Annotated in this window: 21 protein-coding genes; 14 read left to right on the top strand and 7 right to left on the bottom strand. The window is 66.2% G+C overall.

The window, feature by feature from the left end:
• Positions 1-12: 12 nt before the first annotated feature.
• The gene (locus BRO63_RS23145; RefSeq protein ID WP_088142060.1) at positions 13-999 is read right to left on the bottom strand and encodes a transketolase family protein; all 987 of its coding nucleotides are present in this window, start codon (positions 997-999) and stop codon (positions 13-15) included.
• The gene (locus BRO63_RS23150) at positions 1,000-1,857 is read right to left on the bottom strand and encodes a transketolase (protein ID WP_088142061.1); all 858 of its coding nucleotides are present in this window, start codon (positions 1,855-1,857) and stop codon (positions 1,000-1,002) included. It abuts the gene before it with no gap.
• Between the two features lie 128 nt (positions 1,858-1,985).
• Between BRO63_RS23150 and BRO63_RS23155 the strand changes: the two genes are divergently transcribed.
• On the top strand, positions 1,986-2,690 hold the full coding sequence (locus tag BRO63_RS23155; RefSeq protein ID WP_013395472.1) for a GntR family transcriptional regulator: 705 nt from the start codon (positions 1,986-1,988) through the stop codon (positions 2,688-2,690).
• Between the two features lie 9 nt (positions 2,691-2,699).
• Complete coding sequence (locus tag BRO63_RS23160; RefSeq protein WP_088142062.1) at positions 2,700-3,770, top strand: glycerol dehydrogenase; 1,071 nt, start codon at positions 2,700-2,702, stop codon at positions 3,768-3,770.
• Between the two features lie 35 nt (positions 3,771-3,805).
• Here the strand turns inward: BRO63_RS23160 and BRO63_RS23165 are convergent, their stop codons facing one another.
• The 3 genes from BRO63_RS23165 to BRO63_RS23175 are packed head-to-tail and all read right to left on the bottom strand — an operon-like array spanning position 3,806 to position 6,472.
• The gene (locus tag BRO63_RS23165; RefSeq protein WP_013395474.1) at positions 3,806-4,741 is read right to left on the bottom strand and encodes a 3-keto-5-aminohexanoate cleavage protein; all 936 of its coding nucleotides are present in this window, start codon (positions 4,739-4,741) and stop codon (positions 3,806-3,808) included.
• Positions 4,734-5,690, bottom strand: a complete 957-nt coding sequence (locus tag BRO63_RS23170) for a 3-hydroxyacyl-CoA dehydrogenase (RefSeq protein WP_088142063.1) — start codon at positions 5,688-5,690, stop codon at positions 4,734-4,736. Before BRO63_RS23170 ends, BRO63_RS23165 begins: the two co-directional genes overlap by 8 nt.
• A complete protein-coding gene (locus BRO63_RS23175) occupies positions 5,690-6,472 on the bottom strand; it encodes an SDR family oxidoreductase (protein ID WP_088142064.1) in 783 nt (260 codons plus the stop codon). The genes BRO63_RS23170 and BRO63_RS23175 overlap by 1 nt, the downstream gene beginning before the upstream one ends.
• Positions 6,473-6,798: 326 nt before the next feature.
• Here BRO63_RS23175 and BRO63_RS23180 point away from each other — a divergent pair, with 326 nt between their 5' ends.
• The 6 genes from BRO63_RS23180 to BRO63_RS23205 all read left to right on the top strand — a co-directional run bounded on the left by BRO63_RS23180 (position 6,799) and on the right by BRO63_RS23205 (position 13,262).
• Positions 6,799-7,998, top strand: coding sequence for an ABC transporter substrate-binding protein (locus tag BRO63_RS23180; RefSeq protein ID WP_088142065.1), 1,200 nt, complete (start codon positions 6,799-6,801; stop codon positions 7,996-7,998).
• Positions 7,999-8,116: 118 nt separating this feature from the next.
• Positions 8,117-8,983: a branched-chain amino acid ABC transporter permease gene (locus tag BRO63_RS23185; protein ID WP_013395478.1), complete on the top strand. Its 867-nt coding sequence runs from the start codon at positions 8,117-8,119 to the stop codon at positions 8,981-8,983.
• A 22-nt stretch (positions 8,984-9,005) separates the two neighbouring features.
• Positions 9,006-10,787, top strand: coding sequence for a branched-chain amino acid ABC transporter ATP-binding protein/permease (locus BRO63_RS23190; protein WP_088142066.1), 1,782 nt, complete (start codon positions 9,006-9,008; stop codon positions 10,785-10,787).
• Positions 10,780-11,484 (top strand): ABC transporter ATP-binding protein, encoded by a 705-nt coding sequence (locus BRO63_RS23195; protein ID WP_013395480.1) that lies wholly within the window; start codon positions 10,780-10,782, stop codon positions 11,482-11,484. Before BRO63_RS23190 ends, BRO63_RS23195 begins: the two co-directional genes overlap by 8 nt.
• An 18-nt stretch (positions 11,485-11,502) precedes the next feature.
• Positions 11,503-12,498, top strand: a complete 996-nt coding sequence (locus BRO63_RS23200; RefSeq protein WP_088142067.1) for an NAD(P)H-quinone oxidoreductase — start codon at positions 11,503-11,505, stop codon at positions 12,496-12,498.
• Positions 12,495-13,262 (top strand): SDR family oxidoreductase, encoded by a 768-nt coding sequence (locus BRO63_RS23205; RefSeq protein ID WP_088142068.1) that lies wholly within the window; start codon positions 12,495-12,497, stop codon positions 13,260-13,262. The genes BRO63_RS23200 and BRO63_RS23205 overlap by 4 nt, the downstream gene beginning before the upstream one ends.
• A 45-nt stretch (positions 13,263-13,307) precedes the next feature.
• Here the strand turns inward: BRO63_RS23205 and BRO63_RS23210 are convergent, their stop codons facing one another.
• Together BRO63_RS23210 and BRO63_RS23215 are read right to left on the bottom strand one after the other, a co-directional pair.
• Positions 13,308-13,967: a thiopurine S-methyltransferase gene (locus BRO63_RS23210; protein ID WP_088142069.1), complete on the bottom strand. Its 660-nt coding sequence runs from the start codon at positions 13,965-13,967 to the stop codon at positions 13,308-13,310.
• A gap of 134 nt (positions 13,968-14,101) precedes the next feature.
• A complete protein-coding gene (locus BRO63_RS23215) occupies positions 14,102-15,148 on the bottom strand; it encodes an aldo/keto reductase (RefSeq protein WP_088142070.1) in 1,047 nt (348 codons plus the stop codon).
• Positions 15,149-15,465: 317 nt separating this feature from the next.
• Between BRO63_RS23215 and BRO63_RS23220 the strand changes: the two genes are divergently transcribed.
• The 6 genes from BRO63_RS23220 to BRO63_RS23245 all read left to right on the top strand — a co-directional run bounded on the left by BRO63_RS23220 (position 15,466) and on the right by BRO63_RS23245 (position 20,720).
• On the top strand, positions 15,466-16,428 hold the full coding sequence (locus BRO63_RS23220) for an AraC family transcriptional regulator (protein ID WP_088142071.1): 963 nt from the start codon (positions 15,466-15,468) through the stop codon (positions 16,426-16,428).
• A 118-nt stretch (positions 16,429-16,546) separates the two neighbouring features.
• Positions 16,547-17,848, top strand: coding sequence for an alanine racemase (locus tag BRO63_RS23225; RefSeq protein ID WP_088142072.1), 1,302 nt, complete (start codon positions 16,547-16,549; stop codon positions 17,846-17,848).
• Positions 17,849-17,851: 3 nt separating this feature from the next.
• A complete protein-coding gene (locus BRO63_RS23230) occupies positions 17,852-18,520 on the top strand; it encodes an amino acid ABC transporter permease (RefSeq protein WP_088142073.1) in 669 nt (222 codons plus the stop codon).
• A gap of 11 nt (positions 18,521-18,531) precedes the next feature.
• Positions 18,532-19,182: an amino acid ABC transporter permease gene (locus BRO63_RS23235; RefSeq protein ID WP_088142074.1), complete on the top strand. Its 651-nt coding sequence runs from the start codon at positions 18,532-18,534 to the stop codon at positions 19,180-19,182.
• Complete coding sequence (locus tag BRO63_RS23240) at positions 19,169-19,909, top strand: amino acid ABC transporter ATP-binding protein (protein ID WP_088142075.1); 741 nt, start codon at positions 19,169-19,171, stop codon at positions 19,907-19,909. The genes BRO63_RS23235 and BRO63_RS23240 overlap by 14 nt, the downstream gene beginning before the upstream one ends.
• Positions 19,910-19,934: 25 nt before the next feature.
• Positions 19,935-20,720, top strand: coding sequence for a transporter substrate-binding domain-containing protein (locus BRO63_RS23245; protein WP_088142076.1), 786 nt, complete (start codon positions 19,935-19,937; stop codon positions 20,718-20,720).
• Positions 20,721-20,723: the final 3 nt, after the last annotated feature.

Raw genomic sequence — 20,723 nt, forward strand, 5'->3', positions numbered from 1 at the left:
TGTCTCCGTGTTTCAGGGCTGGAGCGTGGCGCGCGCGACCTCGGCGATGCCGGCGGCGTCCAGCTTGTAGTGCGCATACAGGGTGGTGGGCGGCGCGATCAGGCTGTATTCATCGTAGATGCCGTGGCGGCGCAGGCGCGTGCCCGTGCCCGCGTCCGCCAGGACCTCGGCCACGGCCGAACCCAGTCCGCCCAGCACGTTGTGCTCTTCCACCGTCATCAGCTGGCGGGATTTGCCCGCGGCGGCCAGCACGGCGTCGCGGTCCAGGGGCTTGATGGTGGGCATGTCGATCACGCCCACCGACAGGCCCTCGCCGCGCAGTTGCTCGGCCGCGGCCAGGGCCGCGTGCAAGGTGATGCCGCAGGCGATGATGTTCAGGTCCGAACCGCTGGAATGGACGATGGCGCGGCCGAATTCGAAAGGCGTGCCGTCTTCATAGACCTGTGGGTCGCGGCCGCGGCCGATGCGGAAGTAGACCGGTTCGGGCCAATCCGCCGAAGCCTTGATGGCGGACGCCAGCTGCGGACCGTCGGCGGGCGAGACCACCGTCAGGCCGGCCAGAGCGCGCATCGTCGAAATGTCTTCCGTGGCGTGGTGCGAGGTGCCGTAAAAGCCCAGGCTGATGCCGGTATGGTGGCCGATCAGGCGCACCGGCAGTTTGGTATAGGCCACGTCCATACGGATCTGTTCGCAGCACAAGAGGCCCAGGAAGGACGCGAAGGTCGCGACGAAAGGCATCATGCCCGTGGTCGCCAGCCCAGCGGCGGCCGACACCATGTTCTGCTCGGAAATGCCGAACTGGATGTAGCGGTCGGGATAGGCCTGCGCAAAGCGGTTCAGGCCGTTGGAATACTGCAGGTCGGCCGAGCCTGCCACCACGGGATGTCCCGCCTGCGCCAATTCAATCAGCGCGTCGGAAAGATACGACAGCCCGGGATTCACCGCGTTCAGGGCGCGGTACTGCCAGGAGTCGGGAGAGAGGACTTGTGCCTGTGCCATTCAGATCTCGCGGGAAAGGATTTCGTCGACGGCGCTTTGCGCGTCTTGCGGCGCCAGGTAGCCCAGGTGCCAGCCCGGCTCGGTTTCCATATAGGACACGCCTTTGCCCTTGATGGTCTTGGCGATCACGCAGGCCGGCTTGGCGCGCGCCTCGTCCGCGCGCAGGCGGCGCAGCAAGGCGGTCAGCTCCGCCAGGTTGTGGCCGTCCACTTCATGCACTTCCCAGCCGAAGGCCTGCCATTTTTCCTTCAACGACTCCACGCCCATGACCTCATCGACCTTGCCGTCCAGCTGGTAGCCGTTGCGGTCGACGATGGCGACCAGACGCGACAGACGGTTGTGCGCGGCGAACAGCGCGGCCTCCCAGACCTGGCCTTCCTGCATTTCACCATCGCCCAGCAGCACGAACACGTTGAAGTCGCGTCCGCTCATGCGTCCGCCCACCGCCATGCCCACGCCATTGGACAGCGCGTGGCCGATGGAACCCGAGCTGAAATCCACGCCCGGCACCTTGCTCATGTCGGGATGGTCGCCCAGCGGACTGCCCAGGCGGGTGTAGCCGTCCAGCAATTCGCGGTCTATGAAGCCGTGGTCGGCCAGCACCGGAAAGAGGCCCACGGCGGCATGGCCCTTGCCCATCAGGAAGCGGTCGCGGTCGGGCCACTGCGGTTCGCCCGGCCGCATGCGCATCACGTCGTAGTACAGCGCGGCGAAGATTTCCGCGCACGAGAACACCGAGCTGTAATGCCCGACCTTGGCGATTTCGATCAGCCTGATGGTCTCCAGCCGGATGTGGCGGGCCTTTTCCCGCAGCATCCCGACCTCCCCTTCGGTAGGGGCCTCCCTGTCACTGCTCATGGCGCTTCCTTTTCGCTGTTAGGATATATGATATATAATATACCCATCGCGCTCGAATTTGCCATGGCGGGATAGAATTCATCCCGAATCCACCCGCCCCCATCAATACAGCAAGCCTGAGCCCTGTCATGTCCAGCCTCAAACCGGTAAAGAAAGAGAACCTCTCCGTCAGGGTCTACAACGAAATCCGCAATGCCCTGATCAATGGGCAGTACGAACCCGGCGAACGCCTGATCATTGGCGAACTGGCCCAGGAAATGGGCGTCTCCATCACGCCCGTGCGCGAAGCGATCTTCCGGCTGATCAGCGAGCAGGGCCTGGAAATGCAGGCGGCCACCGCGGTCTACGTGCCTTACGTCAATTCGGAAAAACTGCGCGAAATCCAGCAAATCCGTTTCCACCTGGAAGGCATGGGCGCGGCCGAGGCCGCCCAGAACATCACGCGCAAGCAGCTGGACAACCTGATCGCGCTGCAACGGGATTTCATCTCCTGCACTTCCAGCGATCCCAAGCGCGCCAGCTACCTGAACCGCAAGTTCCACTTCGCCATCCTGGAAGCCAGCAACAAGCCCATCCTGCGCGCCACGGTGGAATCGTTCTGGGTGATCACCGGCCCCATCCTCAAGGTGTTCCACGTCAAGACCTCGGGGTTGGATTACTCGCAGAACGAGCACCGCCACGAGGCCGTGCTGGAAGCCCTGGAAGCGCGCGACTCCGAAGCCGCCAGGCAAGCCATCCAGGCCGACCTGGTCTGGGGCGGCAAGATCATGATCGACTGGCTGGTCGAGCGCGAAAAGGAACTGGACTACCGCCCTCCCGCTGCCCGCAAATAGGAACAACCCATGCTGAAGATTTTTGGCGCGCCCTGCCGCTACATCCAGGGCGCCGGCGCCCTGGACACCCTGGGCCAGTACGCCGCCCTGTTCGGCCGCCGGGCCGCCCTGGTCATAGACAGCTACGTGCATGGCGTGCTGGGGCCAAGAATCGAAGCATTGTGCGCGGCGCAAAACGTGTCGCTGATACCGCTGATCGTCGAAGGCGACCTGACGCCGGCCGTGATCACGCAGTTGCGCGCGCAGGCCGCGCCGGCCGGCATAGACATGGTGATCGCGGTGGGCGGCGGCAAGTCGCTGGACGCGGGCAAGGCGGTGGCCAAGTCCTCGCACTGCCATCTCATCACCGTGCCCACCGTTGCCTCCAACGACGCGCCAACCAGCAAGAACTACGTCCTGTACGACGCCCATCACAATCTCCTGGCGGTGGAGCACATGCTGTTCAACCCCACCCTCGTGCTGGTGGACACGGCCGTCATCGCCACCGCGCCGGCGCACTTCTTCCGCGCCGGCCTGGGCGATGCGGTCTCGAAGAAGTTCGAGGCCGAGCAGTGCGCCCGCAACGGCGGCAAGAACATGTATGACGGCGCGCCGCCCCTCACCGCCCAGTTCATCGCCGACGGCTGCCTGCGCACCCTGCTGGCCGACGGCGCGCAGGCCGTGGCGGTTGCCGGCAGCGGCCAGCCCACGCCGGCCTTCGAACGCGTGGTGGAAGCGATGATCCTCATGAGCGGCCTCGGTTTCGAAAGCGGCGGCCTGTCCATCGCCCACGCGCTGACGCGCGGGCTGCCCAAGATCAGCGGCGTGGCGAGCGCGCCGCACGGCCTGCAGGTGGCCGTCGGCCTGCTGGTGCAGCTGGACCTGGAAAACCGGACGGACAGCATGCTGGCCGAACTGACCCGCTGGTATGAACAAGTGGGCTTGCCCACGACCTTGCGCGAACTGGGCGCGGCCGCCGAGCCATCCGACGCGGAATTGATGCTGGCCGCGGAGCTGAGCCTGAAGGCCCGCCACGCCGCCAACTTCGACCGCGCGCTCGACACCGATACCTTGGCCGCCGCGCTGCGCCGTTACGCCTGACAGGCAGGCGCCGGCCCCGCCGGCGCCCCACCGCATCAGAACGCGACGTTGTCCTTGCCCTTCAGATCCAGCTTGGCGCGCGCTTCTTCGGGCGTGGCGATTTCCAGGTTCAATGCTTCCAGGATGGTGCGGATGCGCTCCACCTGGACCTGATTGGACTGCGCCATCTCGCCCGGCCCGATCCACAACGAATCCTCCAGCCCCACCCGCACGTTCGACCCCATGGCCGCGCCTATGGTCGCCAGCGGTATCTGGCCGCGGCCGGCGCCCAGGATCGACCATTCATAGTCGTTGCCGAACAGCCGGTCGGCCGTGCGCTTCATGTGCATCAGGTCTTCGGGGTGCGGGCCGATGCCGCCCAGGATGCCGAACACCGACTGGATGAAGGGCGGCGACTTGACCAGGCCGCGGTCGACGAAATGCGCCAGGTTGTACAGATGGCTGATGTCGTAGCACTCGAACTCGAAGCGGGTGCCGTTGGCGTTGCCCAGCGCCAGGATGGATTCGATGTCCTGGTAGGTATTGCGGAACACCAGCGAGCGGCTGTTCTCCAGATGTTCGCGCTCCCAGTCGTGCTTGAACTCCTTGAAGCGGCCCAGCATGGGGTACAGGCCGAAGTTCATGGACCCCATGTTCAGGGACGCCAGCTCCGGCTTGAAGGTGGTGGCCGGACGCATGCGCTCTTCCACCGTCATATGCGGGCTGCCGCCGGTGGTGATGTTGATGATGGCGTCCGTTTCGCGTTTGATCCGCTCCAGGAAGGGCTTGAACAAGGCCGGATCCTGCGAGGGCTTGCCGGTCTGCGGATCGCGCGCATGCAGGTGCAGCACCGCCGCGCCAGCCTTGGCCGCGCCGATGGCCGCTTCCGCGATCTCGTCGGCCGTGACCGGCAGGTGCGGCGACATGCTGGGGGTGTGGATGGCGCCCGTCACGGCGCAAGTGATGATGACTTTCTGCTTGGGCTTAGCCATTGTTGTCTCCGTTGTCCTGTTTGTGGCGCATGAGGCGCATCAGTTTTTCGTCGCGCCAGAAGCGGCGCTTGGCAAGATCTTCCCGCGGCAGCAAACCGCGGCGCTCGTCCGACAAGGCATCGACCAGCGCGCCGTCCCAGGCGACGGGTTCGCCCTGGGTCGCGCCGATGGACTGGTACAGCCCGCCGTAGCGTGCGCAATAGTCGGCAATGCCGCCGGGCGCGTTGAGGTCTATGGTTTCGAACGGCCCCATGAACGACCAGCGCAAGCCCAGGCCGTCCTTCACCGTGGTGTCGATATCCTCGGCGCTGGCGATGCCCGCGCTGGCCAGGCGGAACGCCTCGTGCAGCAGCGCGCCCTGCAGGCGGTTGAGAATGAAGCCTTCGATTTCGCGCCGCACCAGCACGGGCTTCTGGCCGATGCCCGTCATGATGGCGCGGGCAGCAGCCACGGCCTCGGGGCTGGTCCAGGGTGCGGGACACAGTTCCACCACCGGGATCAGGTAGGGCGGATTCACGGGATGCGCCACCAGGCAGCGATGCCGTCCGGGCAGGTGTCCGGTGAATTCGCTGGCGGGGATGCTGGACGTGGAACTGCCGATGATGGCGTCGGGTTCGGCCGCGGCGTCCAGTTGCGTGAACAACGCCCGCTTGATCTCGACGTTTTCCGGCGAGTTTTCCTGGATGTAGCGGGCGCCCTTCAAGGCATCCGCCAGGCTGTTTGCCACATGGACGCGGCCACCGATGGCCTCGGCGTCCTTGAGCAAACCCTGGGTTTCAAGTTCCCGCAGCTGCTGCAGGATCAGGCCTCGCGCCTCGGCCAGCATGGCGGCGTTGACGTCATACAGGCGCACTTCCCAACCCATGCGGGCAAACACGATGGCCCAGCCCTGGCCTATCAATCCGGTGCCGACGATGGCGGCGCGCTGCGCATTGGACGCGGCGCCCATCAGTAGAGCTTCTGCGTGAAGCCGTCCACCACGATGGCCTGCCCCGAGACGCTGCGGGCCGCCTCGCTGGCATTGAACAGCACCATGTTGGCGATATCGCGAGCGGTGACCATGCGGCCCAGCGCCGCCTGGTTCTCGTACTGCGCGGCGATCTCCTCCACCGGCCGGCCCAGCGTATCCGCCTTGGCCGCGATGACGGCGCGGATGCGCGGCCCTTCGACCGCGCCCGGCAGGATCGCATTGACGCGGATGCCATGCGGCCCCAGCTCGATGGCCAGGGACTTGGTGAAGCCTATCACCGCCCACTTCGACGCCGAATAGACCGAACGTCCGGCAAAACCCAGATGCCCGGCCGCGGACGACAGGTTGATCATGACGCCGGCCTTGGATTCCTTGAGCAAGGGGATGGCCTGGCGCGCGCACAGGAACTGTCCGGTGATGTTCACGGCCAGCGTGCGGTCCCAGTCGGCCTTGGACAGGGTTTCGACATAGCCGGTGGGACCGGCCACGCCCGCGTTGTTGACCAGGATGTCCAGGCCGCCCAACTGGGCGCGGACCTGATCGAACAGCGCGCTGACGCTGTCTTCGTCCGAAACGTCGGCCAGGGCCGCATGCACCCCAGGCAATTCGGCCGGCAGCGCGGCCAGGCGCTCCTGGTTCACGTCGCATACGAATACGGAGGCGCCGGCATGGCGGAACACCTTCGCCATTTCCAGGCCCAGCCCGTCCGCGCCGGCGGTGATCAGCACCCTTTTCCCGGCGAAATCCACTTCCTCGAACATGCCTCTGTCTCCTAGATTCTTATAAAAAGCAGGCAATTGATGATATACGATATATGAAAAAAACAACTGTGGCCTGATGTTTTTGGCAACCGGTGCCTCAGCCAAAAAGAGTCATCCCAAAGGAGGATGAAAACCCGTATTTGCGCTGGATCAGCCCGCTAAGTCTTTATTCATGCGGCTTTAGGGAATTCCCCGATTCGGCGGGTTACGGCCCCCACTAGAATCCAAGGCGGGGTTTGCTACCCGCCCGGCCGATATATCATATATTCAAAAAAACGGACCAAACAAGAAAGTCCGCATCCCATACCGACAAAGGAGCGTAGACAGTGTTCAAGTTCAACAAAATTGCTTTGGCGCTGGGCGTGTGCGGCGCGCTGGCAAGCGGCACCGCAGCGGCCGACATGAAGGTAGGCGCCCTCTTCCCGTTCAGCGGCGCGCTCGCGCTCCTGGGACAAGAGAGCTATCGCGGCCTGGAACTGGCCGTCAATGAGATCAACGCCGCCGGCGGGGTCAACGGCGAAAAGATCGAAATCATCAAGGCCGACGCCGTCGACCCGACCCAGGCCGTGTCGGAAACCAAGCGCCTGATTTCCTCCAACGTGGTCGGCGTGTTCGGCAGCTACGCTTCCGGCATTTCCTACGCGGCTTCGCCCGTGACGGAACTGGCCGGCGTGCCTTACTTCGAGCTGGGCGCCACCGCGCACAAGATCACCACGCGCGGCTACAAGTACCTGTTCCGCAGCAACCCCAACACCGCGCTGTACGGCGTGTCGGTGGTCAATGCGCTGCACGACTCCATCGCGCCGGGCATGGGGCTGAATCCCAAGGACATCAAGATCGGCATCATCCACGAGGACGGCCCCTACGGCACCGACGTGGCCGCCACCGAGAAAAAGCGCGCGCAGGAGCTGGGCTACACCGTGGCGGAAGTGCTACCGTACTCTGCCAAGACCGTCGACCTGTCCTCGCTCATCCTGCGCCTGAAGGGCGCCAAGGTCGACGTGGTGCTGCAAACGGCCTACCAGAACGACGCCATCCTGTTCTTCAGCCAGGCGCGCGCCGCGGGCTTCAAGCCCAAGGTCGTGATCGGCGCGGGCGGCGGCTATTCGCTGGCCGACACGGCCAAGGCCGTGGGCGCCGACATGAACGGCGTGTTCGACCTGGACTTCCCGCAGTCGTCCATCAATCCGGCGGGCGCGCCCGGCCTGGACAAGTTCCTGGAAGCCTACAAGGCCACCTACAAGAGCGATCCGCAATCCGGCCACAGCCTGACCAACTATGTCGGCGCCAAGGCTTTCTTCGAAGCCATTGGCAACGCCAAGTCCACGGATAAGGACAAGATCCGCGCCGCGGTCCTGGCCTACAAGAAGCCGGCCGGCCAGACCGCCAACGGCTGGGCCTTCGACTTCGGCGAAGACGGCCAGAACAATGCATCCACGTTCTACGTGATGCAGTGGCAGGACGGCAAGCTCGTCACCATCGCGCCCAGCAACCTCGCACTCGGCAAGCCGGTCTTCAAGAAATAAGCGCCACGCCAGTGCTCAGGCGCTCGGGGGCGCCTGACGTATCCCGGGGTCCGCGCGCCCTGGTTCGGCCGACAGCTCGGCCGAACCAAGGCCGCTACCCGCTCTAAGAGGTTGCAACATGGAACTATTCATTCAACTGGTCATCAACGGCCTGTTGCTGGGCGGCGCGTATACCATCATCAGCCTGGGGCTGACGCTGATCTTCGGCGTGGTGCGCGTGGTGAACTTCGCGCATGGCGAATTTCTGATGATAGGCATGTACATGGTCTATCTGATCGCGGCGCAATTCGGCGTGCATCCCTATGCCGGCCTGGTGCCGGTGGCAGTCATCCTGTTCGCGCTGGGCGCGCTGACGCAGAAGGGCATCATCCAGCCGCTGCTCAACGCCGACCAGCACATCCAGATCTTCGCCACGGTGGGCGTATCCACCATTCTCCTGAACCTGGCCCTGGTGATCTTCGGCGCCAACGTCTACCGCGCGCCGGTGGAGCTGGGCACCAACGCCATCGACATCGGCCCCTATTCGATGGTGACCGGACAGCTGATTACCTTCGTGATCGGCCTGAGCCTGGCGGTGCTGCTGCACCTGTTCATGCACCGCACCTATCTGGGCCGCGCGCTGCGGGCGGTGGCGCAACACCGCTACGCCGCCACCCTGATGGGCGTGAACGTCAACAACGTCTACGCCATCGCCTTCGGCCTGGGCACGGCCTTCGTCGGCATCGCCGCCGGCCTGCTGGCGCCGCAGTATCCGGTGTTTCCCACGGTGGGCACGTACTTCGTGCTGACGGCGTTCGTGATCGTGGTGCTGGGCGGTCTGGGCAGCCTGTACGGCGCCGTGGCCGGCTCCATGATCATCGGCATCGTCGACACGCTGGCCGGCTTCTACATCGCCCCCGACCTGAAAGAGGTCGTGTATTTCGGGATCTTCCTCTTGATCCTGGTGCTGCGTCCGAATGGCCTGTTCGGCGTCGGCACAGAGTGATCAGAGCAACAAGGAGCGAGATGTGTTTCCCGATATTCGACACCCCAAGACCTACGTCAGCCTGATCCTGCTGATCGCGATGTTCCTGGTGCCCGTGATCATGGGCACGCCTTTCTGGACCAATCTGTTCGTGCTGCTGTTCGTGTTCTCGGCCCTGTCGGTGGCCTGGAACATCGTCGGCGGCTACGCCGGCCAACTGTCCCTGGGCCACGCCGTGTTCTACGGCATCGGCGGCTATACCGCCACGCTGCTGACGCAGAACTTCGGCATTTCACCGTGGTTCGGCATGCTGGCGGGCGCGGTCATCTCGGGCGCGGTGGCCATCCTGATCAGCTACCCCACCCTGCGGCTGCGGGGCCCGTTCTTCGCGCTGGCCACCATCGCGATCCTGGAAGTGGTGCGCCTCCTGGTCATCCACGAAGAAAGCTGGACGGGCGGCTCCAGCGGCATCAGCCTGCCGTTGAACATAGGCTGGACCTGGATCGTGTTCCGCGAGAAGGTCAATTACGTGATCATCGCCTTCGGCCTGTTCCTGCTGGTGACCTGGGCATCCTGGTACATCCGCAAATCGCGCATCGGCCACTACCTGATCGCGATCCGCGAACGCGAGGACGCGGCGCTGGCGGTGGGCATCCATACCGTGCGCATGAAGATCATCGCCGCGGTCGTGTCCGCCATGCTGACCAGCATCATCGGCACCTTCCACATCACCTACCTGACCTTCGTCGATCCCAGCTCGGCGTTTTCGCTGGAACTGTCGATCCAGGTGGCCATGTTCGCCCTGATCGGTGGCCTGGGCACGGTGGCCGGCCCAATCGCCGGCACCTTCCTGGTGCTGCCCATCGCCGAACTGGCGCGCGGCTGGCTCAGCAGCGTGGGCAACGGCATGCACGGGCTGATCTACGGTCTGATCCTGGTGGCGGTGGTGCTGACCATTCCGCGCGGCCTGGCCGGCGCCTTCGGTCCGATCATCGAGCGCTGGCTGTCGCGCCTGCCCTATCTGGGCACGCCGCGCGCCAAGCTCAAGCTGGCCGATGAACTGCGCCTGCGCAGCGCCGAACGCACCGATCAACCGGTGCTGAAGGCCGAAAAACTGTTCAAGAGTTTCGGCGGCCTGCGCGCCACCAACGACGTGTCGCTGACGCTGAACCAGAACGAGATCCTGGGCATGATAGGCCCGAACGGCGCGGGCAAGACCACGGTGTTCAACCTGCTGTCGGGCTTCCTGTCGCCAGACAAAGGCGGCATCAGCATGCTGGACGCGCACGGCAAGTGGGTCACCTGCAAGACGCCCGACGAGTTCGCGCACCAGGGACTGGGCCGCACCTTCCAGATCGCCAAGCCCTTCACCGGCCTGACCGTACTCGAGAACATCATGCTGGGCGCCTTCATCCGGACCTCGAACCGCGACGAGGCCGAGCAGATCGCCATGAAGGTGGCCGAGCAGACCGACCTGGTGAAGTCCCTGGACATCGAGGCGCGCAACCTGACCGTGGGCGGCATGAAGCGCCTGGAGGTCGCCCGCGCGTTGGCGATCAAGCCGCGCATCCTGCTGCTGGACGAGGTGATGGCGGGCCTGAATCCGACCGACATCGAGAAGTCGATCCAGATGATCCGGCGCATCCGCGATTCGGGCGTTTCGGTGCTGCTGATCGAACACATGATGCAGGCCACCATGGCGCTGTCCGACCGCATCATCGTGCTGAACGAAGGCGCGGTGCTGGTCAGCGGCGCGCCCAAGGACGTGGTCGAGAACCCGGCCGTCATCGAAGCCTATTTGGGCAAGGAGTACCAGGATGCTTAAGGTTTCGAATCTGTCCTCGGGCTACGGCAAGAGCCAGGTCCTGAACGGCCTGAACTTCGAGGTCCAAGCCGGCGAGATCGTCACGCTGATCGGCGCCAACGGCGCGGGCAAGACCACCACCTTGAAGACGCTTTGCGGCGTCATCGGCGCGATGGAAGGCAAGGTCGAATTCGAAGGCGTGGACCTGACCAACCGCAAGCCCTACGACATCGTGGACGCCGGCATCACCATGATCCCCGAAGGCCGCCAGCTGTTCCCGCACTTCACGGTGCGCGACAACCTGCTGATGGGTTCATACAAGCGCGCCGCCCGCCCCATCGTGCAGCGCAAGCTGGACGAAGTGCTGGGCATTTTTCCGCGGGTGAAAGAAAGGCTGAACCAGTACGCCGGCTCGCTCTCCGGCGGCGAACAGCAGATGGTGGCGATCGCGCGCGGCATGATGGCCGATCCCAAGCTGCTGGTGTTCGACGAGCCCTCGCTGGGCCTGTCGCCGCTGCTGGTGCAGCAGATGTTCGACATCATCCGCGGCGTCACCGCCCACGGCGTGACCGTGCTGCTGGTGGAGCAGAATGTGTTCCGCACGCTGCGGCTGGCGGACCGCGGCTACGTGCTGGAGAACGGCGCCATCGTGCGCACCGGCACCGGCGCGGAACTGCTGAGCGACCCGCATGTGAAGAAGGCCTATCTGGGCCACTGATACCAAGGATTCTCTTTTATGTCTTTACGCTGCACATACATCGACCACGGCCAGGGCGGCGCGCCCGATTGCATGCGCCTGGCCGAACGCGACATGGAAGCGCCCGCCGGTCGGCAGGTGCTGATCGAAGTCGCCTACGCCGGGGTCAATCGCCCCGACGTGTTGCAACGCTCCGGCTCCTACCCGCCGCCGCCGGGCGCCTCGCCCCATCTGGGGCTGGAGGTATCCGGCACCGTCATCGCCACCGGCCCCGAGGCCAGCCTCTGGAAGGTTGGCGACCAGGTCTGCGCGCTGACGCCGGGCGGAGGCTATGCCCAGTATTGCCTGGCTGACGAGCGCCATTGCCTGCCGGTGCCGCGTGGCCTGGACCTGCTGACGGCCGCCGCCATCCCCGAAAACTACTTCACGGTGTGGACCAATGTGTTCGACCGCGCCCGCCTGGCGGCCGGCGAGCGCTTCCTGGTGCACGGCGGATCCAGCGGCATCGGCCTGACCGCGATCCAGCTGGCCCGCGCCTTCGGCGCCGAGGTCTGGACCACCGTGGGCAACCAGGAAAAGGCCGAGGCCTGCCTGGCCGCCGGCGCGCATCACGCCGTGCTGTACCGTGAGGCCGACTTCGAGGCCGAGGTGCGCCAGGGCAGCGGCGGTCCGGGCGTGGACGTGATCCTGGACATGGTGGGCGGCGCCTACATCAACAAGAACCTGCGGCTGCTGGCGGTCAACGGCCGGCTGGTGCAGATCGCCTTCCTGGAAGGCAGCAAGGCCGAGATCGACGCCATGCCCATCATGCTCAAGCGCCTGCAGTTCACCGGTTCCACCTTGCGCCCCCGTTCCGACGAGGACAAGGGCGCGATCGCCCGCGCACTGGCGGAAAGGGTGTTGCCGCTGATGGAGCAGGGACAGTGCCTGCCGCGCATCCACCAGGTGTTTGCGCTGGCCGAGGCCGCGCAAGCCCACGCCCTGATGGAAAGCAGCAAGCATATCGGCAAGATCATGCTGAAGGTGGCCGCATGAGCGCGCGCTTCAAGGACCAGGTCGCCATCGTGACCGGCGCGGTCGGCGGCATAGGCTCGGCCATCGTCGAAGGCTTTCTTGCCGAGGGCGGCCGCGTGGGGCTGATCGATTTCAATTCACAGGGCGGCCAGGCCTACGAGAAGGAGCTGCGCAAGCGCGGCCACGAGGTCTGCTTCGTGCACGCGGACGTGGCGCGCTTCGAGGAATGCCAGGCGGCCTACGAACGCATCAACAGCGAGCTGGGCGCGGCCACCATCCTGGTGAACAACGTCGGGATCTCGCCGAAGACCGATGGACGCGCGCTGAAGGTCTGGGAGATGCCGCCCCGGGAATGGGAGAACGTGGTCGCCGTCAACCTGAACAGCGTGTTCTACATGACGCATCTGGCCACGCCGCACATGGTGCGCGAGCGCCAGGGCCGCGTGATCAACATGTCGTCGGTGGCCGGCCGCGCCTATTGCGACATCGTGGCGGCGCACTACGCGGCCACCAAGGCCGGCCTGATCGGCCTGACGCGCCACTGGGCCGCCGAACTGGGCGAGCACCAGGTCACGGTCAACGCCCTGGCGCCGGGCCGCATCAGCACGCCCTTGCTCAAGACCGTGCCCAAGGAGATCAACGACGCGGTGGCGCAGGTGACCGCGCTGCGCCGCCTGGGCACGCCAGAGGAAGTGGCGGATGCCTGCCTGTTCTTCGCGTCGGACCAGGCCCGCTTCGTCACCGGCCAGGTGCTGGACGTGGCCGGCGGCTGGCTGATGAGCTGAGGGAATCGCTTGCCGCGCCCGCCCGGGTTCAGGCGGGCGCCCGCTTCATTCCTGCGCGCCCAGGTGGTAAACCACCGTGTCCAGCCGGCTGACGCCGGCCGCCAGGAACTTCGGCTCTTTTTCCAGGATGTCGCGGCGATCAATGATCTTTGCGGGCGACACGCCCGCAAAGAGTTGCTGCACCTCACCGTCCACGACGGAGAACGGCGGTCCCGGCATTTCTTCCTGCGGGTAGTCCAGCGTGATCAGCAGTCCCTGATAGGCGGGCGACAGATTGCCGTAGACGTGGCGCACGTAGTCCGCGCGCATGGTGTCGGGCAGCGCCACCAGCGCGGCGCGGTCATAGGCGCCGACGCAATGCGACAGCAGCTGCGCATCCAGCTTGAAGATGTCGCCGCAGATGATCTCGATGCTGCCCGCCACATAGTGCTTGCCATAGACGGACACGTGCGTGAGCGGCTTGAGTTCGTTTTCTTCGAAGAACTGTTCGACCGCGAGCTGCGACAGCTCGACGCCCAGCACCGAGTGTCCCTGCGCCGCGATCCACACCATGTCCAGCGACTTGCCGCAAAGCGGCACCAGTACCCGGCCGTCCTTGGGCACGCCCAGCGTCGGCCAGTACTTCTGCAGCAGCGGCGTGATCCGCGATTGATGAAAATGCGTGCGCCCTTCGCGCCAGCGCTCCAGCCAGAATTCCGCGTCCATGCCTAGTCTGCCTCCTGTGCAATCGTTGCCAGGCATTGTAGTTCGCCCACCGCCGTGGGCGCACGGGCCGGCCAGGCGCGCAACAGGCAGTGGCGCAGGCCGCCCGCGATGAACGGCTGCGCCGCGCCTGTCGCTCAAGCCGCGCCCGATTCGCTCAGCTGCTTGCGGCGGTACTCGCCCTGGCGCACGTGCATCCAGCCCGGATACTCCGGCGGCAGGGCGCTGACCTGATCCAGCTCGGCCAGTTCCTCCGCCGTCAGCCGAATGCCCGTGGCCGCCAGGTTGTCGTCCAGCTGATCCACGCGCTTGGCGCCGATGATGACGCTGGTCACGGTTTGCTGATGCAGCAGCCAGGCCAGGGCCACCTGCGCCACGGATGCGTTGCGCGCGCTGGCGACGCGCTTGAGCACGTCGATGCTGTCGTAGGCCCGCTCGTGATCCACCGGAGGAAAGTCGAACAAGGCCCTGCGGCTGCCGGCCTCGGCCTGGCCGTCGCGGCTGTACTTGCCGCTGAGCAGGCCGCCGGCCAGCGGGCTCCACACCATCAGCCCCACGCCTTCGCTTTGCAGCATGGGCACGATCTCGCGTTCCAGGTCGCGGCCGGCGATCGTGTAGTAGGCCTGCAGCGACTCGAAGCGCGCCAGGCCCAGGCGCTCGGCGATGCCCAGCGCCTTCATGATCTGCCAGGCGGCCCAGTTGGACACGCCGACGTAGCGCACGTGGCCGTGCTGCACCAGGTTGTCCAGCGCCCTGACCGTTTCCTCCACCGGGGTGGCGGGATCGAAGCCGTGGATCTGATAGAGATCGATATGGTCGACTTGCAGGCGCGACAGGCTCTTTTTGACGCCGTCCATGATGTGCGAGCGCGAGTTGCCGCGCGCATTGACGCCGGCGCCGGTCTGGCCGAACACCTTGGTCGCGATGACGACGTCCTCGCGCGCCACCTTCAGGTCGCGCAGCGCCTGGCCGGTGATGACCTCGGAACGGCCTTCGGAGTAGACGTCGGCGGTGTCGATGAAATTGACGCCGGCATCCAGCGCGCGGCCCACCAGCCGGTTGGCCTCTTCCTGCTGCAGGCTGCCGATCTTGCTCCACAATTCGCCTTCGCCGCCGAAGGTCATGGTGCCCAGGCAGAGTTCCGACACGAACAGGCCGGTGCTTCCGAATTTCTTGTACCGCATGGTTGCGCTCCTTCAAGGGCAAGGCGGGAGCCGGCGCTCCGGGATGGAATGGCCGCGGCCCGCCTGCCGGGATGGAAGCAGTATGCGTCCGCGGCCGGGCTCGGGCGTTGCTCGATCGTGCCCTTTTTTTGCCCGATTCTCCGGCTCTGGCCGGTGCCCGGAGCGGGCGCGCTCATTCCTCCGGACTTTCTGCCCATTTCTCCATGAACAGCGCAACCGCCAGGCGAAAGGCCAGCCAGGGCATACACTGAAAGCCGCCTGATCCTCCAATTTTCCGCCGCCGCCCGCCCCAGGCACGGCGCGCCACGGGAGCCCCCATGACCATGACCACAGCACATGTCGCCGACCGCGCGGCCCCGGCCCTGGACGCCGCCTACGAGCCTGCCCGGCGTGAGCTGCTCTGCACGCTGGAACGCATGACCGGAGACCTGGAGGGATCGCTGGACACGCCCATCGAGGGCCTGTTCCTGCACCGCATCTCGCAGCCCACCGGCGCCAAGCCCGGCCTGCAGAAGGCCGCGCTGGGCGTGATCGCCCAGGGTTCCAAGCGCGTGCTGATCGGCGACGAGGCCTACGAATACGACCCCTTCCACTACCTGATTTCCTCAGTGGACCTGCCGGTCGTGGCCAAGGTATCCGTCGCCAGCTCGACCCTGCCCTACCTGGGCCTGCGGCTGGAGCTGAACGTGGAGGAAATCACCGCGCTGATCAGCGACGAGAACCTGCCGCCGCAGCCGCTCACCGAAGCCGCGCGCGCCCTTTACGTCAACCCCCTGGGCGGCACGCTGCTGGACGCGGTGCTGCGCCTGTTGCGCCTGCTGGACACGCCGCGCGACATTCCCATCCTGGCGCCCCTGGTCAAGCGCGAGCTGCTGTACCGCCTGCTGATGAACGGCCAGGGCGCGGTGCTACGCCAGTCGGTGCTGCAGGACAGCCAGCTCAACCGCGTAGCCAAGGCCATCCGCATCCTGCGCGACAACTATGCCCAGCCCCTGCGCGTGGAAGAGATCGCGCGCGACGTGCACATGAGCGTGTCTTCGCTGCACCATCATTTCAAGCAGGCCACCGCCATGAGCCCGCTTCAATACCAGAAGCACCTGCGGCTGCAGGAAGCGCGGCGCCTGATGCTGACCGACGATGCGGGCGTGGCGCTGGCAGCCCATTCCGTGGGCTACGAAAGCTCGTCGCAGTTCAGCCGCGAGTACAGCCGCCTGTTCGGCTCCCCGCCCTTGCGCGACAAACAGCGCTGGAAAGACGAAACCGCCCTGGCGGCTGCCTGAAACGCCGGCGCCGCGGCTCTAGGGGATTGCCCTAATCCTATTTTGACAACGTTACCATTAGACTGCCGCCATCAAATGATAACGTTGTCATAACCCTGGATCCTTCTTCGGCGGCCGCATGAATCCCTTCCTGGAAACCCTGCTCGATACTCCCCTGGACGACACCTACCGGGGCATTCCTCCGGGCGAGCCCGCGTTCCCCTTGCGCGCGGTGGCAGCCCGGCGCTGGCAGCCCAGGAACGGCGACATGGCCCTGCCCGTCCTGACGCTGGACGAGGCCGCCTTCGCCCACAACGTCGAGCAGATCTTCCAGTACGCCCGCAGCCACGGCGCCGCGCTGGCGCCGCATGCCAAGACGCCGATGTCGCCGCAGATCGTGCAGCGCCTGCTGGACGCCGGCGCCTGGGGCGCCACCGTCGCCAACCTGCAGCAGGCCGCCGTGCTGCTGCGCGCCGGGGTTTCCCGCCTGATGCTGGGCAATGAGATCGGCGGCGCGGCCAGCGGCGCCCGCCTGGGCAAGCTGCTGGCGGCCTACCCCGCCGCGCGCCTGCTGGCCTTCGCGGATTCCGCCGCCACGGTGCGTTCGCTGGCGGCTGCGGCAGAGCAAGCCGGCCGCCCCGTGGAAGTGCTGGTGGAAGTCGGCGGCGGCCGCGCAGGCGCGCGCGACGATGCCGCCGTCGCGGCCATCCTGGACGCGATCCGCGAACAAGGCGGCAAGCTCGCGCTGGCCGGCGTGGCGACATACGAGGGCGCGGTCGCCTCGTCGGACGCAGCGCTCACCGCAAGCAACATCGCCGCGCTGATGGAGCGCGCCGCCCGCGCGTTCCAGCAGGTGCGCGTCCTGGCGCCGCAGGCGCCGCTGGTGTTCACCGCGGGCGGCTCGGCCTTTTTCGACCAGGTCACGCAGGCAGCCCAGCCCTGGCTGGCCACGGACGGCAACGCCCAACTGGTGCTGCGCAGCGGCGCCATCTTCTTCCATGACCACGGCACCTACCAGCGCGCGCTGCAAGCCATGGACGCCCGCGCGGGCTTCAAGATCGACGGCCAGGCGCGCAATGCCGCCACCGATTTCCAGCCGGCCCTGCGCCTGTGGGGCGAAGTCCTGTCGCGCCCCGAGCCGGGCCTGGCGATCTGCGGCTTCGGCATGCGCGACGTGTCCTACGACCAGGACCTGCCCGCGCCGCTGGCCGCCTTCCGCGGCGGCGCGGTCCTGCCCGGCTGGGATGCGCAAGCCCGCGTCACCCGGCTCAACGACCAGCACGCCTTCCTCGCCATCGCCCCGGACAGCGAACTCGCGCCGGGCGACGTGATCGAGTTCGGCATTTCACATCCCTGCACCTGTCTGGACCGCTGGCGCGTGTTCTTCGGCCTGGATGCCCACGGCCGCGTGCAGTCGGCCTATCGCACGTTCTTCGGATAAGCCATGCAACAGCTGAACTTCCAACAGATCTGGCGCTACCGCGAACAGCTCTGGGACGGCATCCAGGTAACGCTGGAGCTGACCGTCATCGCCGTGATCGCCGGGCTGGCCATCGGACTGGCCGGCGCCGTGCTGACGCGCCACGGCCCCAAGTCGGTCAAGCTGGCGCTGCGCGCCTATGTCGAGGTGTTCCGCAACACGCCGTCGCTGATCCAGCTGTTCGTGGTGTTCTTCGTCCTGCCTGGGCTGGGCCTGCGCATGCCGCCCTTCGTGGCCGCGGCGCTGGCGCTCAGCCTGTACTTCGGCGCCTATGCCATCGAGATCCTGCGCGCCGGCCTGGATTCCATTCCGCGCAGCCAGGTCGAGGCCGGCCACTGCCTGGGCCTGAGCACCTGGCAGGTGTACCGCTACATCGTGCTGGCGCCCGCCCTGCGCAACGTCTATCCGGCCCTGGGCACGCAGCTGGTCATCCTGCTGCTCGGCACCTCGCTGGCCTCGCAGGTGTCGGCCGAGGACCTGTTCCATGCCGGCAGCTTCATCGAAAGCCGCACCTATCGCAGCTTCGAGGTCTATGCGGTGATCTGCGGCATCTATTTCACGCTGGTGCTGATCACCAAGGCCTTGCTGGCCCTGGCCGGCAGCCTGGCCTTCACCTGGCCCGTGCGCCGCTAGGAGCCGCAAGCATGCGTACCTTCACCCTGAGCGATTTCGCCTCCCTGCTCAGCGCGCTGCAGTGGACCGTGGCCCTGGTGCTGATTGCGCTGGCCATCGGCGCGCCGCTGGGCCTGGGCCTGGCGCTGCTGCGCGGTCATCGTTCGGCGCCGCTGCGCTGGCTGGCCGCGGCCCTGCAACAGCTGGTCCAGGGCGTGCCGCTCCTGGGCCTGCTGATGTTCTTCTACTTCGGCATGCCGGTGTTCCTGGGCATCGAGGTGCCCGCGCTGACGGCCGTCAGCGTGGCCTTCATCATCTACACGGCGGCCTTCCTGGGCCAGATCTGGTACGGCGGCATCCAGGCCGTAAAGCACGAGCAGTGGGAAGCGGCCGCCTGCCTGGGCCTGTCCAAATGGCACCAGTTCCGCCACGTGATCGCGCCGCAGGCGTTCCGCCTGTCGCTGCCGCCCACGGTGGGCTTCCTGGTGCAGCTCATCAAGGGCACCTCGCTGGCCTCCGTGGTGGGCTTTGTCGAACTGGCGCGCGCCGGGCAGATCGCCAGCGCCGCCACCTTCCAGCCGCTGCTGGTCTATTCCTGCGTCGCGTTGCTTTACTTCGCGGCGTGCCTGCCCCTGACGATGTGGGCCCGTAACCTGGAGGGCCGCTTCCATGGCGCTCGTTGAAGTCTCCAACATCCACAAACGCTTCGGCGCCAACGCGGTGCTCAACGGCGTCTCGCTAGAAGTCAACGAAGGCGAGATCGTCACCATCATCGGCCGCTCCGGCTCGGGCAAGTCCACCCTGCTGCGCTGCCTGAACGCGCTGGAAACGGTGGACGACGGCGACATCCGCATCGGCGGCGAACGGGTCCACGCCAGCATGCCGGGCCTGCGCCAGTTCCGCCAGCGCGTGGGCATCGTGTTCCAGCAGTTCAACCTGTTTCCGCACCTGAACGTGGAACGCAACATCACGCTGGCGCCCACGCTCAACGGCAAGATCGCCAAGTCGCAAGGCCGCGCGCTGGCGCTGGACGTGCTGCGCCGCGTCGGCCTGGCCGAAAAGATCGATGCCTATCCGGCCCTGCTGTCGGGCGGCCAGCAGCAGCGCGTGGCGATCGCGCGCTGCCTGGCCATGGCGCCGCAACTGATGCTGTTCGACGAGGTCACCTCGGCGCTGGACCCGGAGCTGGTGGGCGAAGTGCTGAAGGTCATGGAAGACATGGCGCGCCAGGGCATGACCATGGTGCTGGTGACGCATGAAATGGCCTTCGCCCGCAACGTCGCATCCAAGGTCGTGTTCATGCACCAGGGCCGCGTCTGGGAACAGGGCCCGCCCGCCGAACTTTTCGCCAACCCCCAAACCCCCGAGCTGCGCCAGTTCATCGGCACGGCCGCGCCCACCACTCACTAAGGCATCCCGCCACTGGAGTCATTGCATGAAACTGTACGCCAAGCTGGCCGCCGCCGCGGCCGTCTGTCTCTCCCTGGCCGCGCCCGCCTCGGCCGCCGACAAACTGCAGGACGTGCTGGGCGCGGGCAAGCTGCGCGTGGGCGTGCTGATGGACGCCGCGCCCTGGGGCTTCAAGGACGCCAAGGGCGAGGCCGCCGGCCTGGACATCGACCTGGCCAAACTCATGGCCGCCGACATGGGCGTGAAGCTGGAGCTGGTGCAGGTCACCGGCGCCAGCCGCATCCCCAGCCTGCTGGCCGGCAAGGTCGACGTGCTGATCGCGGCCGCCGGCGCCACCCCGGAACGCGCCCAGCAGGTCATGTTCTCGCAACCCTACGCCGCGGTGAACCTGGGCGTCTACGGCGGGCAAGCCATGCCGCAAGCCAAGACCGTGGACGAACTGAAAGGTCACAGCATCGCGGTCGCCAAGGGTTCCACCCTGGACATATGGCTCACCGACAACGCCCCGGGCGCCAAGCTGGTGCGCTTCGAGGACACGCCCTCGGCCGTGGCCGCCTATCTGGCGGGGCAGTCGGAATCGTTCGCCGAGAACAGCGCCATCGCGCTCAAGGTGGCTGAAGACAATCCCGCCAAGGCCCCCCAGCTCAAGTTCCTGATCCGCCAGTCGCCGGCCCACGCCGCCGTGCAGCAAGGCCAGCAGAACCTGCTGAACTGGATCAATACCTTCCTCTTCACCAACCGCCTGAACGGCAAGCTGCCGGCCCTGCAGCAAAAGTGGTTCAAGGAAGCCCAGACCCTGCCGCAGATGTAATCG

The organism is Achromobacter xylosoxidans, assembly GCF_002192695.1.
Lineage (GTDB): Bacteria > Pseudomonadota > Gammaproteobacteria > Burkholderiales > Burkholderiaceae_B > Achromobacter > Achromobacter xylosoxidans_C.

Coding starts and splice junctions, on each gene's coding strand:
- BRO63_RS23145 (WP_088142060.1), bottom strand. CDS start 999: ATGGCACAGGCACAAGTCCTCTCTCCCGACTCCTGGCAGTACCGCGCC.
- BRO63_RS23150 (WP_088142061.1), bottom strand. CDS start 1,857: ATGAGCAGTGACAGGGAGGCCCCTACCGAAGGGGAGGTCGGGATGCTG.
- BRO63_RS23155 (WP_013395472.1), top strand. CDS start 1,986: ATGTCCAGCCTCAAACCGGTAAAGAAAGAGAACCTCTCCGTCAGGGTC.
- BRO63_RS23160 (WP_088142062.1), top strand. CDS start 2,700: ATGCTGAAGATTTTTGGCGCGCCCTGCCGCTACATCCAGGGCGCCGGC.
- BRO63_RS23165 (WP_013395474.1), bottom strand. CDS start 4,741: ATGGCTAAGCCCAAGCAGAAAGTCATCATCACTTGCGCCGTGACGGGC.
- BRO63_RS23170 (WP_088142063.1), bottom strand. CDS start 5,690: ATGGGCGCCGCGTCCAATGCGCAGCGCGCCGCCATCGTCGGCACCGGA.
- BRO63_RS23175 (WP_088142064.1), bottom strand. CDS start 6,472: ATGTTCGAGGAAGTGGATTTCGCCGGGAAAAGGGTGCTGATCACCGCC.
- BRO63_RS23185 (WP_013395478.1), top strand. CDS start 8,117: ATGGAACTATTCATTCAACTGGTCATCAACGGCCTGTTGCTGGGCGGC.
- BRO63_RS23195 (WP_013395480.1), top strand. CDS start 10,780: ATGCTTAAGGTTTCGAATCTGTCCTCGGGCTACGGCAAGAGCCAGGTC.
- BRO63_RS23200 (WP_088142067.1), top strand. CDS start 11,503: ATGTCTTTACGCTGCACATACATCGACCACGGCCAGGGCGGCGCGCCC.
- BRO63_RS23205 (WP_088142068.1), top strand. CDS start 12,495: ATGAGCGCGCGCTTCAAGGACCAGGTCGCCATCGTGACCGGCGCGGTC.
- BRO63_RS23210 (WP_088142069.1), bottom strand. CDS start 13,967: ATGGACGCGGAATTCTGGCTGGAGCGCTGGCGCGAAGGGCGCACGCAT.
- BRO63_RS23215 (WP_088142070.1), bottom strand. CDS start 15,148: ATGCGGTACAAGAAATTCGGAAGCACCGGCCTGTTCGTGTCGGAACTC.
- BRO63_RS23220 (WP_088142071.1), top strand. CDS start 15,466: ATGACCATGACCACAGCACATGTCGCCGACCGCGCGGCCCCGGCCCTG.
- BRO63_RS23225 (WP_088142072.1), top strand. CDS start 16,547: ATGAATCCCTTCCTGGAAACCCTGCTCGATACTCCCCTGGACGACACC.
- BRO63_RS23230 (WP_088142073.1), top strand. CDS start 17,852: ATGCAACAGCTGAACTTCCAACAGATCTGGCGCTACCGCGAACAGCTC.
- BRO63_RS23235 (WP_088142074.1), top strand. CDS start 18,532: ATGCGTACCTTCACCCTGAGCGATTTCGCCTCCCTGCTCAGCGCGCTG.
- BRO63_RS23240 (WP_088142075.1), top strand. CDS start 19,169: ATGGCGCTCGTTGAAGTCTCCAACATCCACAAACGCTTCGGCGCCAAC.
- BRO63_RS23245 (WP_088142076.1), top strand. CDS start 19,935: ATGAAACTGTACGCCAAGCTGGCCGCCGCCGCGGCCGTCTGTCTCTCC.